Source organism: Paenibacillus timonensis (assembly GCF_022427145.1).
Lineage (GTDB): Bacteria > Bacillota > Bacilli > Paenibacillales > Paenibacillaceae > Fontibacillus > Fontibacillus timonensis.
Genome location: NZ_JAKSXN010000035.1, coordinates 16,059 through 36,047, shown reverse-complemented (window position 1 = coordinate 36,047; position 19,989 = coordinate 16,059). Strand labels below are relative to the sequence as shown.

Below are 19,989 nucleotides of genomic sequence, written 5' to 3'. Positions count from 1 at the left end.
GGACCTGCGGAGACGGCTCTTTTACGTTCCACCCACGAACCGCCTCGCATCGCCGACCTCCAGCAACTGCACATTCCGCTTCAATAACGCGGTATCGCTGACGATCCAGGTGTGCTCCTTGGAGTTGCGCTGGCGGATGGCAAGGAAATGCCGCGGGCTGCCGGCATAGATTTTGAAGCCTTTCGCCCGGCAAGACGCGCAGAATCGGACGCATTCCCCGGGGCTTTGGTCGGGAAAGCGAACCTGCTTAAACACCTGACGCCGAACCAGCAAAGTTGCACCCTGCACTAAAGGGACGAATCGACCGGCCATCGCGGGGTAGCGGTACAGAAGGCGCGGTTCGCCGTTCAGTTGCATGTAATGGGCTCTTTTTCCGACAATGTCGGCTTTGGTCTGGCAAAGGGTGCGTACGCTGTCCGTCAAATAACGGGGCGCGTAATAGTCGTCGTCATCGAACTTGGCAATCAGCGGGTGCTTGGCAAGCTTGACGCCCAAGTTCAGGCAAGCTCCTAGGGAGACGGAACCCGGCACGCTGACGATTCTGACGTTCGGGAACCGCCGGGCCGCCTGTTTGTACTCGCTGATCCGCAGGCTGGGGTGATTCAAGATCACGATCAGCTCTTTGTGCGGGTGCTCCTGCCGGACATAGTTTCGGAACAACGCGTCCATGCAGTCCCTCCGTTTGGTACAGGTAAGGATCGAAACTCCGTTTTTCATTACAGAACACCCTTTGGTTTGCGCTGTACGAATTTTTTGAAATTCCGGACGTTCGGAATCGTTCGGTGGTGGGCGATCAACTCTTGCTCGCTGATGATCCAGGTGTGGCCTTGGGAGTTTTTGCGGCGGATCGCCACGAAGTTGCTTTTCTCGCCGGAGTACACTTTGAAGCCCTTCTTCCTGCAGCGGAGGCAGAACACATCGTCTTCCCCCACGTTCCGTTCGGGAAACGGAACCCGCTCGATCACGGCCTTGCGAAATACGAGCGTTGCGCCCGGCAGCCGTGAGGCTATGCGGTTCTCGTCGCGGGGAAAACGCAGGATTAGCGTCTTCGAGCCGTTCAAATACATGTAATGCGCCCGCTTGCCGATGACGTCAGCCCGGCTTCTGTGCATCACCTGCAGGCTGGCCGTCAAGTAATAAGGGGCATAGTAGTCGTCGTCATCGAACTTGGCGATGTAGTCATATTTCGCTTTCTTTGCGGCGAAGTTGATGCAAGCGCCAAGGGACCAGGCACCAGGGGCGCGGAACACGCGGACGGTCTTCCATTTTTTCGCCATGCGCAAATAGGGTTCGAGCGGGATGCCGTCATTGTTGACGACGATGATCAGCTCTTTCATGGGGTAAAGCTGTAGGGTGAAATTATGGAACAAGTTCTTGAGATAGCTATGGCGGTTCGTGCAGGTGATAACGGAAACTCCAGGTTGTGGTTTCGCTTTGGGAATTCTCCGGCCGGCCTCCATATCATCGCTCCTCTGGCTCGTGGTCTTGCCAACATACGTTTCTCCCTTCCACAATATGTCCCCCGACCTCAACGGTAACGGCTTACCCGCAAAATGGGGCAGTACCTCTAGGCGACGAAGGAACCTATCCGGAACGGGCGATTGCCCAGGTCATAGGAGAGCCAGTCCCTCATTTGGCAACGCCCCCCGCTATGCAGTATACTCTGATTGAATCGACCCATCATCCACTCTTCATGTAGGAAAAGGCGGTATTGTACATGTTTATAGCATTCGGAATCGTATTGGTTCTCCTCATTGGCATTACGTTGTTTATCCGGCTGTATCCGGCCTTTGGCGGAAAGGCTTCGGCTTCCGAGCGGGCGCGGTACGCGCAGTCCCCTCAATGGCAAGGCAAGAAGTTCGCCTACACGGAGCCGACCTCCTCGTTCCAGCCCTCGTCGGGCAACATGGTTTCGTTGCTGCGGGATTACCTGCGCGGCAATCCGCGGGTCCGACCGGACCGGACGCTGCCGGTCGTAAGGCTGGGGCGCGAGTTACTGGAGGACCGGGACCGTGATTGGGTTGCTTGGCTTGGCCATTCGGCGCTGCTGCTGCACCTCGGAGGCAAGCGGCTCCTGCTCGATCCGATGCTGGGCCCGTCGCCCACGCCGGTCCCTCCCTTCGGCGGCAAACGGTATAACCGGCAGCTGCCGGTGGAGCCGGAGGACTTGCCGGAGATCGATGCCGTGATTCTATCCCATGACCATTATGATCATTTGGATTACGGCACGATCCGGAAATTGAAGGATAAGGTAGAGCGGTTTTTCGTCCCGCTGGGCGTCGGCAGCCACTTGCAACGGTGGGGCGTGGAGCCGGAGCGGATCAGCGAGCATGACTGGGGGGAGGAGCTCGACTGGAACGGCTTGCGGCTGGCCTGCACGCCGGCCCGTCATTTCTCGGGCCGGGGGCTGGCGAACCGGGACGGCACCTTGTGGTGCTCCTGGGTGATCGCGTCCCCGAAGCGGAAGGTCTTCTTTAGCGGAGACAGCGGGTATGGTCCGCATTTCAAGCAGATCGGCGAGAAGTACGGCCCCTTTGATCTGGCTTTGATGGAGTGCGGTCAATATGATCCGCGCTGGAGCGACATCCACATGCTGCCGGAACAGACGGTTCAGGCTCACACGGACGTACAGGGGGGCGTGCTCGTTCCGATTCATTGGGGGGCATTCACTTTGTCGCTGCACGATTGGAACGATCCGGTCCGCCGCGCGACCGCGGAAGCCAAACGCCAAGGCGTGCCCATCGCCACGCCGAAAATCGGCGAGCCGGTCTATATCGGGGACCCGGCCTACCCTAAGGAGGCCTGGTGGGCCTAAACGGCGCAAACGCGGTCGCCGGCAGGCAAGCGAACGGCCGGTAAGTGTTAGGTGCTCAGCGTTAGGCGGCAAGTCGACAAGCGGTAAGCGCTAAGCAAACAGAAAGCGGCTTGGCCCGAGGACGGTTTGCGTCTGAGGGGGGAGCCGTTTTTTTATACATTTTGCTTGTAACGAAATCGCGATTCGCGAGTCTTATGTTGGGTAAGGTGGTGAATCCTTGGACGAACTTGAGCAAATTTATGAGGCCTATTTTCGGGACGTGTACCGGTTTGTCTTGTCGTTAAGCCGAAATGAGCTGGTGGCGGAGGAGATTACGCAGGAGACGTTTTTTAAGGCGCTCCAGCAGCTAGACCGTTTCCAGGGTTCCAGCAAAATCAGCGTATGGCTGTGCCAAATTGCCAAGAACACCTATTTCACTTATTTGGACAAGCAGCGAAGGCTAGACCCGGAGGGAAACTTGGAACAGGCAGACGGAGGGATGAACTTCGAGCAGCGGTTCGTCGACAAGACGGAAGCCCTGTACCTGCATAAGCTGCTGCACGGCCTGGACGAACCCTATAAGGAAGTGTTTACGTTAAGGGTTTTCGGGGAATTATCGTTCGATCATATCGCCCAAATTTTCGGAAGAACGGAGAGCTGGGCCCGGGTGACCTTTCACCGCGCCAAGCTCCAAATCAGAGCTTTATGGAAGGAGGAAGAAGGATGAGCCGGATCTCTTGCGAGGTCATGGGGGATTTGTTGCCGCTCTATTGCGACAAGGTGTGCAGCCCGGCTTCCCGTGCCTTGGTGGAGGAGCATCTTTCCGGGTGTGCCGAATGCCGAGGACTGTTGGAGCAAATGAGCCGGGACATCGCGTTGCCTTTGCCCGAAGCCAAGGCGGGCACAGACAGGAACGCACGGGAACTGGAGGAGAATGGGTTAAGACGGATCCAGGTCTCCTGGAAAAGGTCCAAGACGTTTGCCTTCGTAAGGGGATTTCTGCTGGCTGCGGCGGCCTGCGCCTTGCTATGCTTGGTTTATCTCGGCTTAACCGAATGGAATGTCACGCGGGTTCCTTCGAAAGTCATTCAGATTACGGAGGTGAGCCGACTGCAGAACGGAAGAATCGCCTATCACGTCAAAATGACGGACGGTTACGCGGTTAACCAGGTCAAAGGGGTATGGGACGACGACCGTTTATACTTGGTTCCGATGCGTCCGCTGATCAAAACGCGGAAATTCGCCGACATTTCCCTGGCCAATACGTACGACACCCTCAATCTGGACCAGATTCGCGCGAACCGGAAGGCGGCGGGCAAGTCCGCAGACGTCCGGGCGATCTATTACGGGCCTCCGGAAGAGCCGATCCTGCTCTGGGAACAAGGAATCGAGCTGCCCCCGGCGAGCGCCGCGCTTGAAGCGCAATTTCAGTTTGAATAAGGGGCGGCAGCCCCGCATAACGGTCACCATGGGGTCGTTCCTCCTTTACATGAAATCAAAGAAATACCGCGTCACGTGAAAAAAGACCGGCGACGTATACGTCAAGCTGTCGACCAGGCTCAGGTAGCTCTTCTTCAATGCCTGCGCCTTGTCGTCGTCGCCGATCAGCAAATCCCGCTTTAGGACGGAGACGGTGGTGCTGCCGATAAAGCCGCCCAGCCCGATCAGCATCCCTGCGAACAGGCCAAACGGGGCGTCGAGCGGCGTCAGGATCGGAGCTAGGAAGTAAGCCGCGATGGAAGTCACCGCGAATGAGCAGGCAAAGCCCTCCCACGTCACGAACGGATTGGCCGTCGGCACGACCTTGCGTTTGCCGATATACGACGAAGCCGCATAATGGACGATATCGTTCAGTTGGGTCAGGACGACGAGATACAGGACAAGACCCGCCCCATACTGCGGCGTGGCGAACGGGAAATATGCGAGGTGGCTGAGACCGAACACCATCAGCATCAGTCCCCATTGAACCCGGCTCACGCTGCGCAAGAACCCGGCCGTTCCCTTGTTGATCATGCGGGGAAGCGGCAGGAACAGGAACACGTACACCGGGATAAAAACGATAAACATGCCGTACCACTCGATCAAAACCCAGTAGAACTGGGCCGGAATCGCCAGATACGCCCATAGGTACAATCGGCGCTCGGATTTGCGTGACCGGATCATGGAGAAGTATTCTTTTAACGCGAAAAAAGACAGCAGCATCACCCCCAGCAGCGAAACGACCGGATTAAACAAGGTCGCCAGGCAGAGGATCAGCCACATGCCCCACCAGGTGCGCAGGCGTTGCCGAAAAGCCGAATACGCCTTGCCGGGATGCTTCCGGTCCAGGACGAAACATACGGTATGAATGGCCGCCAGGGCCACGAAGATGACGATCATCGTCCATTGCAGGTTGTTCATCATCCAAATCCCAACTTCCTCAGGAGGTAGATTCCACCAAAGGAATCATATGTTATTATGGAGCAATAGTCTACAAATAGTCTACCGTGATAAGGGGAATTGAAGTCGATGGTTGCGGATCGCTCGGTGTTTATTTTGCTAACGAATACGGGTACGCTCTTTACCAAAATGATCAAGGGATACACGAGGGCCCCTTACAACCATGCCTCGATCTCGTTTAATCGCGAGCTGTCGGAGCTGTACAGCTTCGGGCGGAAGCATCCGAACAACCCGCTGAACGGCGGTTTCGTGAAAGAGGACATCAAGACCGGCACGTTCAGCAAATATCCGAACACGACCTGCGTCATTTACGAGCTGAAGGTCACCCCGCGCGAGGTGGAGAAAATGGAGCGCGTGCTCCAGCTGTTTATCCGCAAGCGGCAAAAGTTCCTGTACAACATCCTCGGCGTGATCGGCATCGCTTTGAAGGAGCCGATTGAGTTCAGCAACTCCTATTTCTGCTCGCAATTCGTGGCGGAAATCCTGGAGCGGTCGGGGATCAAGCTGTGGAACAAGCTGCCCGCGCTGGTCACGCCGGACGATTTCCGGCAGTGCGACCGGCTGCATCTCGTCTATGAGGGGAAGCTAAGCGAATACGAGCCCTAGAATATAGAAAATTTCTTCCGCCCCCCTTCCTCTCCCCATTTGGTTGTGGTACTCTGATGGTAACTTATTAAAGATGTTTAAAAAGTAGGAGGAGCCTGATGAGCGAGATGCCGGCTACGCCCAAAGAGATGAAGCAGATGATCCGCAGCGGGATCCGTTCCGCCCTGTTGGCCATGGGCAGCGCAACGAAAGCGGAGCTGAGCGGGAAGCTGGGCGTTAGCTTTCCGACCGTTAGCAAGTTTCTGGCCGAAATGAAGGAGGCCGGGGAGGTTACAGTCGCCGGGATGGATGACTCCAGCGGCGGCAGGCGGGCGGAGCGATACGCGTACAATCCGGAATTTATGCTGGGGCTTGCCGTGTTTCTGGAGCGGACGGAATCAAATTACGTCATTTACGATTGCAACGGGGAAGTGAAGGAGGAGGGCCGAGCGCCCGGCGTGTTGGCCGATGCAGGCGATAGCTTGGCCGAGTTGATCGAGGGGCTCATGGGGCGGTTTCCAAAGATCCGGTCGCTGGCGATCGGCGTACCGGGGGCGGTTAATCAGGGGCGGATCATTCATATCCCCGCCTACGATGCGCTTCAAAACTTCGATCTGAAGAACGCCCTCGAGAAACGGTTTGGGTTGCCTACCGTCGTGGAGAACGATATGAATGCCGCAGTGCTGGGGTATTACCACACCCACGATACGCGCGACAACCCGTCGCTGGTCTACCTCTATTTCGGGCAGAACGGGCCGGGGGCAGGGATCCTGATCAACGGCGACGTTGTTCGGGGCAGTACGTTCTTCTCGGGTGAGGTTTATTACGTCCCCCAATACGAGGAACGGAATTTCGGGCAGGCGTTGGCGCCCCGACCCCAGACGGGGGCAGGGATTGCGAGAGTGGATGCCGCGGGAGCGGATGCCGTCAGCCGCCTGATCGCGGCGTGCACCGCGCTGATCAACCCGCATACGGTGGTGTTCTGCCATGATGAAGTCAGCGTGTCCTTGCTGAACGACATCAAGGCAAAGAGCGCGCTATACGTTCCGTCCGAGCATCTGCCGCGCCTGATGATGAGCGATTGGCGGCGGGATTATTTGACCGGCCTTACGCATTTGGGGCTGACCCTGATGATTTAAGCATTCATTTCAACACCGGATAGGAGAAGGAGAACCCTATGGCTACATTCTTTTTGTTGATCATCTATTTGGCATTTATCAGTCTGGGTCTGCCCGACTCGCTGCTGGGCTCGGCCTGGCCGATCATCCGGGGCGACCTGAACGCGCCGCTCGGCACCGCCGGCGTATTATTCATGATCGTCGCGGCCGGTACGATCGTGTCAAGCTTGGCCAGCGGCGCGGTGCTTCGCCGGTTTGGCACGGGCAAAGTCACGCTGGTGAGCTGTCTCATGACGGCCGCGGCTTTGCTTGGCTATTCGGCGGCGCCCTCGGTGTTCTGGCTGGGCGTCTGCGCGATCCCGCTTGGATTGGGCGCCGGGTCGGTTGACGCCGGCCTCAACAACTACGTGGCCGCGCACTACAAAGCACATCACATGAGCTGGCTGCACTGCTTCTGGGGCGTCGGCGCGACGCTGGGACCGGTCATAATGGCCGGGTTCATCTCCGGCGGCGGCCATTGGCGTAACGGGTACTTAACCGTGTCGATTATTCAATTCGCGCTGGTCGTGGTTTTATTCTTCACGCTGCCGCTGTGGGACCGAGTTGCCCAGGCCGCCGGCGATTCCCGGAAGGAAGAACTAAGCGAAATGGAAGCGGAGCAGCCGGACGCCGGTCCGGTGAAACCGCTGCGGATTCCCGGCGTCAAGCTGGCACTCGTTTCGTTTCTGTTCTATTGCGGGGTGGAAGCGACGGTGGGCCTGTGGGGCAGCAGCTATCTCGTCGGCATCAAAGGCATCGATGCCGCAACGGCCGCCAGCTGGGTCTCGCTGTATTTCGCCGGCATCACCGTCGGCCGTTTCATTGCCGGATTCGTCACGTTTAAAGTAAGCAATCGCGTCATGATCCGCACCGGTCAGATCATCGCCCTGATCGGGGCGGCGCTTCTGGTCCTGCCGTTGCCTGCGATCCTGTCGCTGGCCGGCTTCCTGATCATCGGGCTGGGCCTTGCTCCGATCTATCCGTGCATGCTGCATGAAACCCCGGTCCGCTTCGGCAAACGGCAATCCCAGACCATCATGGGTTACCAGATGGCCGTAGCCTATACCGGCAGCACGTTTATGCCGCCGCTGCTCGGGTTCCTGGCTTCGCACTCGACGATCGGCGTGTTCCCGGTGTACATCGTACTGTCGGCTGCGGCAATGTGGCTGTTCTCCGAGCGGTTAAACGTCTTTCTTAATGCACGAAGCCGTGCCTCGCAGGAGGGCGTTATTTCTCCGCAATAAACACGCCGTAGGACAGATGCGCCCGGTAGCGCTGCAGAAAGGCTTCGTTTTCTTTGAAGAACGTCCGGACGTCGGGATCCTGCAGCGCTTCCAGGTCGAGAATGCGATGCGGGTCCCAGGCGTTCTGCCAATCGAAGGTCGATACCCCGCCCTGGCCTTGGCTCAGAATCGAGCTACTGCTTTTTTCGCTCTCATCGGCCCCAGCCCCCGGCTCCCACTGCCGAATGGTGCGGAAACCGGCGTCCTGAAGCATCCGCATCCACGCGGCGGCGTCCGGCAAATGCGGATTGCCGTACAGCTCGCGCATCTCCCGCTCCAGCGCCGGATGGGGCTGCGTCCGGAACAGCTCACGGTCCCACGCTTGCCCGCCTTTGCGCAGGACGCGGTGATATTCGCGAAAAGCCTTCACCGGATCGGCGGCGAACACCGTTACCGACTCGGCGAACACGGCATCATAAGTGTCCGAACGCAGCGGGATGGCGGTGATATCGCCTTGAATCCATTGGATTTGCAATTGTTGCTGCTGCGCCCGGCGCTCGGCTTTTTCGAGCATGACAATGCTTTGATCCAGAGCCGTGACCTGTGCTCCCAGCTGGGCCAGCAGACAGGCCGTCCTGCCCGTTCCGCATCCCACCTCCAGCACCCGAAGTCCCGGTGTAATGCCGGCAAACCGGATAAAGTCGACGGTTCCCGGATAGCCTCCCGGATGCGCCGAGCCTTCTCCGACGGCGGCGATGATTTCGTGATAATTCATCCCTTCGTTGCCCTCCTTTATGAAGCTCCGCCACTCCTCTCAACAGCAGAATATGCCGCCGCGTCTCCGGCGCGATTAAGATAGGCTCCCACCCCGGGAGGAGCCCCGGGCGAATGAATTTATTCCAAGGACCGGGACATCCGCCCTGTGCAAAACTCCGGGCCGCGAATAGGATAAATGAGCATTCGAGAGGGGAGGCACGAGTCCATGCAGCAGATCTATCCGCTTGGCGTAGACGCTTGCAAACCGCACATCGGCAAGACCGTATGCGCCGTACTTCGGGACGGCCGCTATTACATCGGCACGATCACCGACGTTAACGAGAACGGCATCCAACTGAACGGGGGGTACACTTCGGAAGCCAACGTTCTCTCCACCCAGCCCGCCAAAGCCAAGAAGCAACTGCAGCAGCTGAAGTCCAAAACCAAAGGCGCCCATAAAGCCGTGACCAAAGCCGACGCCCAGGCGCAAACGAAAGCGTTTGGTTACGGACCGGGATATCCGGGTTACGGAGGATATCCGGGGTATGGCTACGGCGCGTATGCGTTTGATTGGGCGGCGCTTGCTTTGCTGTTCCTGATCCCGTTTCTGTTTATCTAATAAAGAAGCTGGTGCGTTCCTGTGTCCATCCGAGTCAATTTCGTCCCGGCGAAATTTGGCTCTTTTTTTGTGCGCGAAATGGGAGAAAACGCTTTAAAAAACGGTGTTCCGTTGTATAATGAACTTAGTTGTAGACAAGTAGACAAGATTACGCGGAAAAGAGGTTGAAATCATGTTCAGAGCCACGGAGGACCAGGAATTCTACGAGTTGCTGAGCCCTACGCTCCTGCCTAAGGCGTCGGGATTCCTATGGAACGAGACGATGATGATTCACATGAACTGCCGCGGATATGCGGTCGCCCAGTTCATGCAGCCGGAACCGGCGAAGTATTCGCATGCGCCGAACCTGGAAGCGAAGACGTTCATGCAGCCGGAACAGCCGTACTACGCGCATCACCCGGGCCGTTTCGTGTTTGTGAAGGACGAGGAAAGCGAAAGCGTTTTTTCTGCCCCGTACGAACCCGTGCGGGTGAAGACCGACAGCTACTCCTTTGCCTTGGGCCAGAGCCGGATCGTCTGGAAGGTGGAGCATCAGGGCGTGTTGATCGAAATGAGCCTCAGCTTGCCAAAGGAAGATCCGCTCGAGCTCTGGCGCGTCAAGGTGACGAACGTGTCGAAGCGGGCGCGGAAGCTAAGCGTCTACCCTTACTTTACCGTTGGATATATGTCTTGGATGAATCAATCCGGCGAATACCGTCAGGACCTGCAGGCGATCGTCTGCTCTTCGGTGACGCCGTATCAGAAATATCAGGATTACGACAAGATCAAATTTTTCCGCGACAAAACGTTCCTGATTGCCGAACAAGCGCCGGTTGCCTGGGAGGTGAACCAGGAAGCGTTCGAGGGGGAAGGCGGGATCACTAGCCCGTCCGCGCTGGAACAGGCGGAACTCGCGAAGGGGGACGCACGTTACGAAACGCCGGTTGCGGTCATGCAATACCGGATGGAGCTGGCGGCCGGCGAAACGCGGGAATACCGCTTCCTGTTCGGACCGGCCCGGGAAGAGCGGGAAATCGCGCAAATTCGGGAAACGTATTTCGGCAAGGCCGGCGGGCCGGGCGAGGACGGCTATGTGTCGGCTGAACGCGAATATGACCGGTATATCCGGGAGGGGCGAGGCTGCCTGACGATCTCTACCCCCGACAAGGATCTCGATCTGTTCGTCAATCGCTGGCTGCCGCGGCAAATTTATTATCACGGGCAAACGAACCGCTTGACCACCGATCCGCAGACCCGCAATTATTTGCAGGATCATATGGGCATGAGCTACATCAAGCCGCAGGTGGCGCGGGCTTCGTTCCTGACGGCGCTAGGCCAGCAAAAGGCAAACGGCGCCATGCCGGACGGGATCGTGCTGCATCCGGACGCCGAGCTGAAATACATCAATCAAGTGCCGCATACGGACCATTGCGTCTGGCTGCCGATCTGCCTAAGCACGTATTTGGACGAAACGGGAGATTACTCCATTCTGGAGGAGAAGGTCGCTTATGCCGACAGCGGGGAGGCCGAGCCCGTTCATGTCCATGTGGACAAAGCGATGCGCTGGCTGATGAACGACCGCGACGAGCGGGGGCTGAACTACATCAACCAAGGCGACTGGTGCGACCCGATGAACATGGTCGGCTACAAAGGCAAAGGCGTGTCCGGCTGGTTGACGATCGCCACGGCCTACGCGTTCCAGGTGTGGGCCGGCATTTGTGAGAACAGCGGGCGGCCGGAGGCCGCGCGGGATTACCGGGCGTCTGCCGGGGAGACCAACGATGCGGTGAACCGCTACCTTTGGGACGGCGAGTGGTATGCGCGGGGCATCACCGACGATAACGTCGTGTTTGGGGTCAGCGCGGACCAAGAAGGCCGGATCTTCATCAACCCGCAGGGGTGGTCGATGCTGAGCGGCGCGGCCGATGACGAGAAACGCGCGAAGCTGATGCAGGCAGTGCGCGAGCAGTTGGAGACGCCGTACGGCGTGGAGAAGCTCGCTCCTTCCTACACGGCGATGCGCGAGGACGTCGGCCGGGTGACGCAGAAGCACCCGGGTTCGGCGGAGAACGGCGCGGTGTACAATCATGCCGCCGCCTTCTACATCTACGCCCTGTACGCCGTGGGCGAGCGGGAGGACGCGTTCCGGTTGCTGCGCAAGATGCTGCCCGGCCCGGATGCCCGGGATATCGTGCAGCGGGGGCAACTGCCGGTGTTCATCCCGAACTACTACCGGGGCGCTTATCGCCAGTTCCCGCGTACGGCGGGGCGTTCCAGCCACCTGTTCAACACGGGGACGGTGCCGTGGGTGTACCGCTGCCTGATCGACGGACTGTTTGGCGTGCAGGGCACGAAGGACGGCATCCGCGTGAATCCGCAACTGCCGAACCATTGGAGTGAGGCGACGGTCACGCGCGAATTCCGGGGTGCTACGCTGCACGTCGAGATTCGGCGGGATGCGTCGGCGACGCAGACGGAGGTGTACGCGGAAGGCGAGCTGCTGGCGGATGGCGTGCTGCGGAACGTGCAGCCGGGCAAGTCCTACCGCGTGCAGGTGAAACTGCCTGCCGGGGCGTAAGCGTCAGCGTCCATGCAATAAGCGCAAGTACGAGGGAAGTTTCCCGGGTACTTGCGCTTTTTTTCATGCTTCCGTCGTAAACGGAAAAGCCGGCAGCCCCTCGCGGTTAACCAAGTTCGCTTGGGCCGGGTTGTTGCTCCAGGCGTACCGCGCATGGACCGGCCGTTTCAACTGCTCGTGCCGCACGACCACGGTATCGCCGTCGATCACGGCCTCCGCCGGTACGAACGCGCCGTCCGGTCCGCAGATGCCGAACCCCAGCAGTTCGTTCCCGTCCCGTGTGGTCAATCCGCCGCCGACCTCGGTGAAATGCAGCCGCAGCGCCTCCCCCTCGCGCTCCATCCGCGCAAACAGCGGCCCGCTCGCCACCAGCTCCGCTTCTCCATAGGCGAGCCGGCGGGCGCATAAGGCCAACCGCTGACCGAGCGTTTTTTTGTCCTGGGGGTGCAGGTCATTGTATTCGCCAAGGTCGATCGCCGTAGCCAACGCAGTGCGGGGAACGGCCAAGCCCTTGCGCTGCTCCTCCCGAAGTTCCGCCCAGTCCGTGTACTGCTCGCCCTCGGGTCCGAAGTTGGCCAGCTGGACGGCGATCACCGGGAACTCGCCGATCCCCCAAGCCTCGCGCCAGTCCCGGACCATATCTCGGAACAGCTCGGCGTAAACCGCGGGCCGGCCCGTGTTGGATTCGCCTTGATACCACAGGACGCCGGTGATCGGATAACGCCGCAGCGGCGCGATCATGCCGTTGAAATTGCCGGCCGGCATGTATTGGAAGAACGTCTGCGGCTCCAGTACCTCCGTTATTGCGCCTATGCGATACTTCCACGGGCCGCGCAGGTCCAGCTCATAGCCGCCCGCCTTGAGTTTGTAGGGCATATCGCGGATGAACGAGCCGGTGTTATGCGTCGTGATGACTCTCACGGCGAGGGTGTTTTTCCCCGGTTTCAGCACCCCTTGCGGCACGGTATACCGTCTCGGCGGGTACATGTACCCCGTGTTTCCGACGAGCACCCCGTTCACGTAAGTATCGTCCGCATCCACAATGGTGCCAAGCGCAAGTTGCGCGTCCCCTTCCGCCATCGCGGCCGGTACCTCAATCTCCTTGCGGAACCAGACGGCTCCGCGCAGGGACTCCAGTTCGCTGCCGGTCCAAGACCCCGGTACCTCGAATTCGTCCCACCGGGAAGCGTCCCCTTCCGCCTGATGCCATCCCTCGCGCAAACCGGCGTCCGCCTCGTTCAGCCGGGCGTACCACTGGCCGTTCCGCTCCTCGTCCCGCTGGCGGGTGTCCCGGATATAGGCGTCGTCTTTGCATTGCTCCAGCGTTGCCTCATAACCGCCGATCCGCAGCAAAGTCGGCTCCGGCATCCACGCTTCGATCGGCGTGCCGCCCACCGCCGTTTGAATCAGGCCGATCGGCACGCCGTTGCGTTCGTAGATCTCTTTGGCAAAGAAGAAGCCTGCGGCGCTAAACCCAAGCAGTCCCTCCGGAGTGGCCGGTACCCATGCACCGCCGTCCAGATCCTCTCGCGGTCCGTGGAAGTCGTAGCTTTGCGGCACCGCAAACTGGCGGATCATCGGCATGTTCAGACCTCTGATCTCTTCTGCCAGCAAATCCAGCGTCCGCCGCACGGGAAGCTCCATATTGGATTGGCCAGCGAGCACCCATACGTCCCCGACCCAAACCTCGCGAAGGACGAGCTCCTCGTCGCCGGCGGTGATGACAAGCTCGTCAGGTCCGCCCGGTTCCAATCCTTCGAGCGTCACCTCCCAGTTTCCGCCGGGATCGGCGTCGGCGCAACAGGTCACCCCGCGGAAGACGACCCGCACCGTCTGCCCGCCGCCCTCGCATTGTCCATGCAAGGCTACTTTGGCGTTTCGTTGCAATACCATGCCGTCGCTATAAATACCGGATAATTTCATGGGCGTGTTCATCCCCTCATCTTCAGATCTCTCCCCCATCATACCTAGAGAGCGCCCGTCCGGACTAGCTGCTTATGAAAGCCTTTTCCTCAGTAATGTTAGGTGGTGTCCCCCGGCATCTCTCCGGAAGTCTCGAAAAACAACGTGTTGCCATTTCATCCAAACCGTAAAGCTTCGTCACAAGTTCACAACATTCGTCTGCTATGATGCTGGGGACAATCATTTTAAAAGGAGTTCTAAGATGAAAAAAATAGGACCTAAAGGCTTGAAATGGCTGAAAATCATCCATCTGCTGCTGGTCGTCATGTTTTTTGGCGGGATCCTTAGTTCGACGGCGCTGAATCTGCAAATCGATTTGCAGAATTACAATGAATCGTATTTAGCCTACAAGAGCTTGATCCTCATCAGCGACCATGTCGTCCGGTACGGCGCGATCGGTACCCTGCTCGTAGGGTTCGTCTACGGTTTCTTCACGAATTGGGGATTTTTTAAGCACCGCTGGGTTGGCGTTAAGTTCGTGTTGTATCTCTTGCAAACGATCATCGGCATCTTTGCGGTCGATAAGCTGATGGTGGCCAATATGGGGATGCTGGAGACGCAAGGGGCGATGGCTTTAAGCGATCCGGTCTTTCTGCAAAATCATGAAATCAGGCAGGTTTTCGTTTGGTTTCAAATTGCCGTTACCGTTTTTATCGTCGTGATCTCCGTCTGGAAGCCTTGGAAAAAGAAAAAATCCTAATAACAAAGGTACCCTAAAAAGGGTGCCTTTGTTATTTCCGGTTCCGATTTAAGAAAAACTTTATTTTTAGCCCCCGTTCTTCTTAAGCAATTTTTCCTATGCTAAAGAGGAACAAAAGCTAGGAGGAAACAAACGTGAAAAAATGGATGATTTGCCTGATGGTCCTGGTGCTGCTGGGCTTTGGGGTTGCGAAATTTAAAGCCGGCATGGCCCGGACGCCGCAGGACGCGGCGCAGCCATTACAGATCCACGAACCATATAACGCTTCGGATTCGTCTGCCGAGGGATTAACGATCGACGTCACCAAGGAGATGGTGTATCAAGGTGATTTGCTGCTTGTGAACAAGGACCATCCCGTCCCGAAAGGGCTGCACCCCGAAACCGAGGCCGTCAGTCTGATTCGGAACGCCGAATTGATCGACGGATTCGGAGTGTTGGATAACAAAGTGCTGTTGTCGCCGCTAATGGCGGATCGGTTTGCTGCGATGGTCAAGGCCGCCGGGGAGGAAGGGATCAACCACTTCCTGATCAGCAGCGGGTACCGTGACGAGCAGAAGCAAGACGAGTTGTACCGCCAAATGGGTTCCAGGCTGGCCCTGCCCGCCGGATACAGCGAGCACAACCTGGGCCTGTCGCTGGACATCGGATCATCCCAAGCGGAGATGAACCTTGCTCCTGAAGGCCAATGGTTGAAGGAGAACGCGTGGAAATACGGGTTTATCCTGCGGTATCCGGACGACAAAACGGCGATCACGGGCATTCAGTTCGAACCCTGGCACTTCCGGTACGTTGGCCTGCCGCATAGCGCGATCATCCAGGAGAACGGGTTCGTGCTGGAGCAATACATGGATTACCTGAAGGAGCAACAATCGGTGAGCCTAACGGTACAGGGCCAGAACTATCATGTATTCTACTACCCGGTATCCGAAGATCAGACCATTCGGGTGCCGGCGCAAGGGGAATACGAGATTTCCGGCAATAATATGGACGGAATTATCGTGACCGTACGCGAGTAGACAGGCGTCGAGATAAGACATCATGAAAGCGAGGGGATCAAATGGAAACGGAAAGCTGGCTGAAATGTGCAAGTGTTCGAGTGCTGTTTGCCTTGTATCTAGGTCTCTTGGTAAAAATCATCCTGTTCAAGTTCCACGATATCGGGCTGGGGGTTCTCTGGAGACAATTGCAAGATAGCTTGCAATCTCCGGGTCGGGTCTACGGGAGATTGCAGGAAGGCAATCTGGTTCCGTTGAAGGAAATTACCCGGAGCCTGGAGGTCATGACGCCGCATGACTTGGTTAACGTCTTCGGCAACGTGGCGATCTTTATTCCGTTCGGGATCTTGCTGGGGGTAATGTTCCGGAAAAAAGGCATCTCCGGCATCGAGACGATCCTTTATGCGCTTGCGGTCAGTCTAGGCTTGGAATGCGCCCAGCTGCTGCTGGCGATGGGTCAGTTTGACGTGGATGACCTGCTCCTGAATACGGGAGGGGCGTTGCTCGGGTTCTTCCTGTACCGCTTGCTCGCCGCACCTCCAAGGCCGCAAGCTGTGGTAAGGACGGGCGAGGGTTGAGTAATTCCAACACAAGGAGCGATGTCGCTCCAAACTTAGGGCTGCCGGAACCGGCAGCCTTTGGGCGCTCACGAGGGATATTACATACAAACTTTTTGTAAGCTACTTGACAAAAGGAATCGAGACAGCTATCATTATCTCTAGTTCGGATAATCCAAATTAAGGATATTGGAGAAGTTCGGGAATGATATTTGGTGGTGTGACAGATGAGTTTTTGGGGCAAATTGTTAGGTAGATCATCTAAACCAATTGAGGAGGAAAATACCATGTCTAAATTGAATATCGGGATTATTTTGGGAAGCACGCGCGAAGGACGCGTTAGCCCGCAGGTCGGCGAATGGGTGAAGAAACATGCGGACGCTCGCGGCGACGCGAACTATGAAATCATCGACATCGCTGATTTCAAGCTGCCGCTGCTCGGCGAAGCCGATGCAAGCGAGCAAGCTGCTGCTTGGAATAACAAGCTGAATGGCTTGGACGGCTTCGTTTTCATCGTGCAGGAATACAACCACAGCATCACCGGCGCTTTGAAGAACGCGCTCGACTATGCGCGTGAAGCATGGAACAACAAAGCGGCGGGGATCGTCAGCTACGGTTCCGTGGGCGGTGCCCGTGCAGCCGAACATCTGCGCGGCATCCTGGGCGAGCTGATGGTTGCCGACGTGCGCGTACACGTCGCCCTCTCGCTGTTCACCGACTTCGAGAACTACAGTGTCTTCAAACCGGCAGATCTGCATTTGACGAACCTCAACGACATGCTGAGCCAAGTACTTGCTTGGAGCGGCGCGTTGAAGACGCTGCGTTAAGATCCATTCCGAGCTTCTAGTGAAACCCCTGTGCCTTTTATCATATGGCGCAGGGGTTTTTTGCATGATTGCCGGAGGGGTGCAATTGTTGTGAGGTTTGTCATATCGGCGAGGCTGCCGCTTTTGCTAATTGTACCTTAGGAGGTGGATGACGCATGAAGGTCAATTATCCCTTGAAGGGGACCGCGGATCTCAAGGAGATCAAGGAATCCCTCAAACCGTTTGGCGGACGCTGCGCCAAAATCGTAGATGGAACGTTGGAATACCAGGTTAAGGATGAGAACGAAAAAGCCGCGTATGAGGCCATGAAAGAGAAGGGTTATATCGGCTAATCCGGTGATAGGAACAAGAAGGCGTCCCCGCCAAGAACTCGGCACGGGGGACGCCTTCTTTTTTTTCAGGAGAGATGGACGTAGAACGTGGTGGATTGACCTAAGGTGCTTTTGGCATAAATTCGGCCTTTATGCTGCTCGACGATCGACTTCGCAATCGCCAGACCCAGGCCATAACCGCCTTGTTTGCGCGCCCGCGACGCATCCGTCCGGTAGAAGCGGTCGAAGATTCGCGGCAGATGCTCGGGCGGGATGCCTTCCCCGGTGTTGGTGAGCGCCAGGACTGCTTCGTTATGCTGCTTCTTGAGCGACAAGGCGATCTCCCCTTGAGGGTTGGTATATTTCGCTGCGTTGTCCAGCAGGATCATGACGACCTGCTTGATCTGCTCCGGGTTGCCATAAGCGGTGAGCCCGGGTTCGATGTCGTAGTTCAAGACCAGCTCTTTTTCAAAAATGACCGCCTCCATCGTTAGCAGCACACTTTCCACCGCCTCGCTCAGATCGAAGCGGGAGAACAGGACGGTCGCTTTGGCGTCGTCCATTTCGGTCAAATACAGCAAGTCGCGGGTCAGTTTGGACATCCGCTCGGTTTCCGACTTGATATAGTGCAGCCATTTGGCCTGCCGGGAGATCGTCTCTTCCGGATTGGCCAGCAGCACGTCCGCGTTGGTGTTGATGATGGCCAGCGGCGTCTTCAATTCGTGCGAGGCATCGGCGATAAACTGCTTTTGCTTGTCGAAGGCCTCCTTGACCGGGGCGATGGCCCGATTGGCAAAGAATCGGCTGGCAAAATACAAGGCGATCAGCATGCCCACTCCCACGGCGGAGAACGTATAGATCAGATTGGTCAGGATCTCTTTCCGGGCCGTCACGTCCAGGAAGACCAGCATATACCCGTTGCCGACGGGCCGTACGCTAAAGATCCAGCGGCTGCCGTCCAGGCTGAATTGTCCGGTCTCGCGATGCTCGGCCGCCGCTTCCGCCAGCGCCTGTTCGTAGAACCCCTCGTCCATCTCGAACTTCGACATATAGGAGACGAGCTCGAAGTTCTTATCGCTCAGGAGCATGAACGACACGGAACGGTCCATCGGGGCTTCCCCGGAGCGATCCAGTGGTCCGCTGTCGCGTGGCAAACCCGCTTCCACGCCGTCGCCTATGCCCCCGCTCATGCCGCCCCCCATCCCCCGGTCAGCCATGCCGCTGCCCATTCGCGGTTCGTTGTGGCCGGGGGATTTTTCATAGGATTCCATGACCTTGCGCAAATCCATTTCGATGTTGGTCTGTACGTCTCGGTAAGTAATGATATAAATGCCGGCGAACGCCACCAGCATCATGATGGAGATGGTCAGCAGGTTGACGATCAGAAACCGGTTCCTAAGCTTCGTGAACATTAGGGGGTCACCTCTAATACATACCCGACGCCCCGAATCGTGCCGATCCGGACGGTAGAATGGAGGAACGTCAGTTTTTTGCGCAAAAAGGATATATACACTTCCACGTTGTTATGCTCCACCTCGGAATCAAACCCCCACAACTTTTCGATGATCTGCTCCTTGGAGGTTACGGCCTGCTTGCGGGTGATCAACAGCTCCAGCAGCTCGCATTCCTTCAGGTTCAGCTTGATTTCCTTCCCTTGGGAGGAGAGCTTCAGGTTCGTCGTATTGAGTTCGATGTCGCCGAATTTCAGGGCGTCCTCCGGAGTGACCTCGCCTTTGCGCCGGAGCGCGGCTCGGATGCGGGCCATCAACTCCTCCGTCGAAAACGGCTTGGCGATGTAATCGTCGGCGCCGTAATCGAGCCCGGACACCTTGTCCTCGATTTCTCCTTTGGCGGTCAGCAGGATCACGGGTGTGGAGATGCCTTCGGCCCGGAGCGTTTTCAGCACGGTGAACCCGTCCATCTTCGGCATCATCACGTCCAGCAGCAGCAAATCGTAGATGCCGCTCATCGCGTTATCCAGACCCGCCTCGCCGTCGTGAACCACGTCCACGGAATAATGGTGTTTTTTTAGGATTTAAGACAGGGCCTCCGCCAAATGAACCTCGTCTTCTGCGATTAATATTCTCATCTTGGGTGCCTTCCTCCGCAAGTTATTCGCTTGTTACGCGCTTCTCTAATGTAGCCATTATATCAGGATTACCTTTAATCAACCTTAACCGGAGGGATGATTCGGCGGTCGTAAAACGGTGGTTTTGGCTGATCTAAGCTGTGTGACAAGCGTTAGAGGCTAAGTGGAAGTTACTGTACCTCGATCGAAAGAAAGTGAGTTGGTGCAGGCAGGTCATAAAGGAGCTCGTAGCGGCAGGTATTGCCGAGTAACATTCATTTCATTAGTTCGTCTCCGTGCTGATCTACTGCCCCCATGAGCTAACGCTGATTAGGAACGCTAATGTGGCTCTACCGGAACTCAAATTCTCTAACGCTGGTGAGAAACGCTATTGTGGCGAATTTGCCGTTGTGGAAATTCTAACGCTTCTGAGCAAAGC

At 57.3% G+C, this 19,989-nt stretch carries 20 protein-coding genes; 13 read left to right on the top strand and 7 right to left on the bottom strand.

Going from position 1 to position 19,989, the window contains the following annotated elements:
• Positions 1-21: 21 nt before the first annotated feature.
• Complete coding sequence (locus tag MJ257_RS14805) at positions 22-717, bottom strand: glycosyltransferase family 2 protein (protein WP_270406323.1); 696 nt, start codon at positions 715-717, stop codon at positions 22-24.
• Positions 717-1,460, bottom strand: coding sequence for a glycosyltransferase family 2 protein (locus tag MJ257_RS14800; RefSeq protein ID WP_240269985.1), 744 nt, complete (start codon positions 1,458-1,460; stop codon positions 717-719). The genes MJ257_RS14805 and MJ257_RS14800 overlap by 1 nt, the downstream gene beginning before the upstream one ends.
• 257 nt (positions 1,461-1,717) lie before the next feature.
• Between MJ257_RS14800 and MJ257_RS14795 the strand changes: the two genes are divergently transcribed.
• From MJ257_RS14795 to MJ257_RS14785, 3 genes are all read left to right on the top strand, one after another.
• Positions 1,718-2,815, top strand: coding sequence for an MBL fold metallo-hydrolase (locus tag MJ257_RS14795; protein WP_240269955.1), 1,098 nt, complete (start codon positions 1,718-1,720; stop codon positions 2,813-2,815).
• Positions 2,816-3,032: 217 nt separating this feature from the next.
• Positions 3,033-3,521 carry an RNA polymerase sigma factor gene (locus MJ257_RS14790; RefSeq protein WP_240269954.1) on the top strand — a complete coding sequence of 163 codons (489 nt, stop codon included), beginning with the start codon at positions 3,033-3,035 and terminating at the stop codon, positions 3,519-3,521.
• Complete coding sequence (locus tag MJ257_RS14785) at positions 3,518-4,234, top strand: zf-HC2 domain-containing protein (RefSeq protein WP_240269953.1); 717 nt, start codon at positions 3,518-3,520, stop codon at positions 4,232-4,234. The genes MJ257_RS14790 and MJ257_RS14785 overlap by 4 nt, the downstream gene beginning before the upstream one ends.
• Before the next feature lie 45 nt (positions 4,235-4,279).
• On the opposite strand, the gene MJ257_RS14780 is transcribed toward MJ257_RS14785, so the two are convergent.
• Positions 4,280-5,194: a phosphatidate cytidylyltransferase gene (locus MJ257_RS14780; RefSeq protein WP_240269984.1), complete on the bottom strand. Its 915-nt coding sequence runs from the start codon at positions 5,192-5,194 to the stop codon at positions 4,280-4,282.
• 108 nt (positions 5,195-5,302) lie between these two features.
• Here MJ257_RS14780 and MJ257_RS14775 point away from each other — a divergent pair, with 108 nt between their 5' ends.
• The 3 genes from MJ257_RS14775 to MJ257_RS14765 all read left to right on the top strand — a co-directional run bounded on the left by MJ257_RS14775 (position 5,303) and on the right by MJ257_RS14765 (position 8,219).
• Entirely contained in the window at positions 5,303-5,839 is a 537-nt protein-coding gene (locus MJ257_RS14775) for a hypothetical protein (RefSeq protein WP_240269952.1), read from the top strand.
• A 98-nt stretch (positions 5,840-5,937) separates the two neighbouring features.
• Positions 5,938-6,957 (top strand): ROK family transcriptional regulator, encoded by a 1,020-nt coding sequence (locus MJ257_RS14770; RefSeq protein ID WP_240269951.1) that lies wholly within the window; start codon positions 5,938-5,940, stop codon positions 6,955-6,957.
• 38 nt (positions 6,958-6,995) lie between these two features.
• Complete coding sequence (locus MJ257_RS14765; protein ID WP_240269950.1) at positions 6,996-8,219, top strand: MFS transporter; 1,224 nt, start codon at positions 6,996-6,998, stop codon at positions 8,217-8,219.
• Here the strand turns inward: MJ257_RS14765 and MJ257_RS14760 are convergent.
• Positions 8,203-8,973, bottom strand: a complete 771-nt coding sequence (locus tag MJ257_RS14760; RefSeq protein ID WP_240269949.1) for a class I SAM-dependent methyltransferase — start codon at positions 8,971-8,973, stop codon at positions 8,203-8,205. The genes MJ257_RS14765 and MJ257_RS14760 overlap by 17 nt on opposite strands.
• 207 nt (positions 8,974-9,180) lie before the next feature.
• Between MJ257_RS14760 and MJ257_RS14755 the strand changes: the two genes are divergently transcribed.
• Together MJ257_RS14755 and MJ257_RS14750 are read left to right on the top strand one after the other, a co-directional pair.
• Complete coding sequence (locus MJ257_RS14755) at positions 9,181-9,573, top strand: hypothetical protein (RefSeq protein WP_240269948.1); 393 nt, start codon at positions 9,181-9,183, stop codon at positions 9,571-9,573.
• Between the two features lie 172 nt (positions 9,574-9,745).
• Positions 9,746-12,130, top strand: a complete 2,385-nt coding sequence (locus MJ257_RS14750) for a GH36-type glycosyl hydrolase domain-containing protein (protein ID WP_240269947.1) — start codon at positions 9,746-9,748, stop codon at positions 12,128-12,130.
• A gap of 63 nt (positions 12,131-12,193) precedes the next feature.
• Here the strand turns inward: MJ257_RS14750 and MJ257_RS14745 are convergent, their stop codons facing one another.
• Entirely contained in the window at positions 12,194-14,053 is a 1,860-nt protein-coding gene (locus tag MJ257_RS14745) for a sialate O-acetylesterase (protein WP_240269946.1), read from the bottom strand.
• A 241-nt stretch (positions 14,054-14,294) separates the two neighbouring features.
• On the opposite strand from MJ257_RS14745, the gene MJ257_RS14740 reads away from it, so the two are divergent.
• The 5 genes from MJ257_RS14740 to MJ257_RS14720 all read left to right on the top strand — a co-directional run bounded on the left by MJ257_RS14740 (position 14,295) and on the right by MJ257_RS14720 (position 17,503).
• Entirely contained in the window at positions 14,295-14,792 is a 498-nt protein-coding gene (locus tag MJ257_RS14740; RefSeq protein WP_240269945.1) for a DUF2269 family protein, read from the top strand.
• Between the two features lie 134 nt (positions 14,793-14,926).
• Positions 14,927-15,808, top strand: a complete 882-nt coding sequence (locus tag MJ257_RS14735) for a M15 family metallopeptidase (protein WP_240269944.1) — start codon at positions 14,927-14,929, stop codon at positions 15,806-15,808.
• Positions 15,809-15,849: 41 nt separating this feature from the next.
• A complete protein-coding gene (locus MJ257_RS14730; protein WP_240269943.1) occupies positions 15,850-16,365 on the top strand; it encodes a VanZ family protein in 516 nt (171 codons plus the stop codon).
• A gap of 266 nt (positions 16,366-16,631) precedes the next feature.
• Positions 16,632-17,171, top strand: coding sequence for an NADPH-dependent FMN reductase (locus MJ257_RS14725; RefSeq protein WP_240269942.1), 540 nt, complete (start codon positions 16,632-16,634; stop codon positions 17,169-17,171).
• A gap of 155 nt (positions 17,172-17,326) precedes the next feature.
• A complete protein-coding gene (locus tag MJ257_RS14720) occupies positions 17,327-17,503 on the top strand; it encodes a hypothetical protein (protein ID WP_178022269.1) in 177 nt (58 codons plus the stop codon).
• A 65-nt stretch (positions 17,504-17,568) separates the two neighbouring features.
• On the opposite strand, the gene MJ257_RS14715 is transcribed toward MJ257_RS14720, so the two are convergent.
• Positions 17,569-18,894 carry a sensor histidine kinase gene (locus MJ257_RS14715; protein ID WP_240269941.1) on the bottom strand — a complete coding sequence of 442 codons (1,326 nt, stop codon included), beginning with the start codon at positions 18,892-18,894 and terminating at the stop codon, positions 17,569-17,571.
• Positions 18,894-19,517 carry a response regulator transcription factor gene (locus MJ257_RS14710; protein ID WP_240269983.1) on the bottom strand — a complete coding sequence of 208 codons (624 nt, stop codon included), beginning with the start codon at positions 19,515-19,517 and terminating at the stop codon, positions 18,894-18,896. Before MJ257_RS14710 ends, MJ257_RS14715 begins: the two co-directional genes overlap by 1 nt.
• Positions 19,518-19,989 lie beyond the last annotated feature (472 nt).

Coding starts and splice junctions, on each gene's coding strand:
- MJ257_RS14740 (WP_240269945.1), top strand. CDS start 14,295: ATGAAAAAAATAGGACCTAAAGGCTTGAAATGGCTGAAAATCATCCAT.
- MJ257_RS14785 (WP_240269953.1), top strand. CDS start 3,518: ATGAGCCGGATCTCTTGCGAGGTCATGGGGGATTTGTTGCCGCTCTAT.
- MJ257_RS14720 (WP_178022269.1), top strand. CDS start 17,327: ATGAAGGTCAATTATCCCTTGAAGGGGACCGCGGATCTCAAGGAGATC.
- MJ257_RS14715 (WP_240269941.1), bottom strand. CDS start 18,894: ATGTTCACGAAGCTTAGGAACCGGTTTCTGATCGTCAACCTGCTGACC.
- MJ257_RS14800 (WP_240269985.1), bottom strand. CDS start 1,460: ATGGAGGCCGGCCGGAGAATTCCCAAAGCGAAACCACAACCTGGAGTT.
- MJ257_RS14745 (WP_240269946.1), bottom strand. CDS start 14,053: ATGAAATTATCCGGTATTTATAGCGACGGCATGGTATTGCAACGAAAC.
- MJ257_RS14730 (WP_240269943.1), top strand. CDS start 15,850: ATGGAAACGGAAAGCTGGCTGAAATGTGCAAGTGTTCGAGTGCTGTTT.
- MJ257_RS14725 (WP_240269942.1), top strand. CDS start 16,632: ATGTCTAAATTGAATATCGGGATTATTTTGGGAAGCACGCGCGAAGGA.
- MJ257_RS14780 (WP_240269984.1), bottom strand. CDS start 5,194: ATGAACAACCTGCAATGGACGATGATCGTCATCTTCGTGGCCCTGGCG.
- MJ257_RS14795 (WP_240269955.1), top strand. CDS start 1,718: ATGTTTATAGCATTCGGAATCGTATTGGTTCTCCTCATTGGCATTACG.
- MJ257_RS14805 (WP_270406323.1), bottom strand. CDS start 717: ATGAAAAACGGAGTTTCGATCCTTACCTGTACCAAACGGAGGGACTGC.
- MJ257_RS14775 (WP_240269952.1), top strand. CDS start 5,303: ATGGTTGCGGATCGCTCGGTGTTTATTTTGCTAACGAATACGGGTACG.
- MJ257_RS14760 (WP_240269949.1), bottom strand. CDS start 8,973: ATGAATTATCACGAAATCATCGCCGCCGTCGGAGAAGGCTCGGCGCAT.
- MJ257_RS14755 (WP_240269948.1), top strand. CDS start 9,181: ATGCAGCAGATCTATCCGCTTGGCGTAGACGCTTGCAAACCGCACATC.
- MJ257_RS14765 (WP_240269950.1), top strand. CDS start 6,996: ATGGCTACATTCTTTTTGTTGATCATCTATTTGGCATTTATCAGTCTG.
- MJ257_RS14750 (WP_240269947.1), top strand. CDS start 9,746: ATGTTCAGAGCCACGGAGGACCAGGAATTCTACGAGTTGCTGAGCCCT.
- MJ257_RS14770 (WP_240269951.1), top strand. CDS start 5,938: ATGAGCGAGATGCCGGCTACGCCCAAAGAGATGAAGCAGATGATCCGC.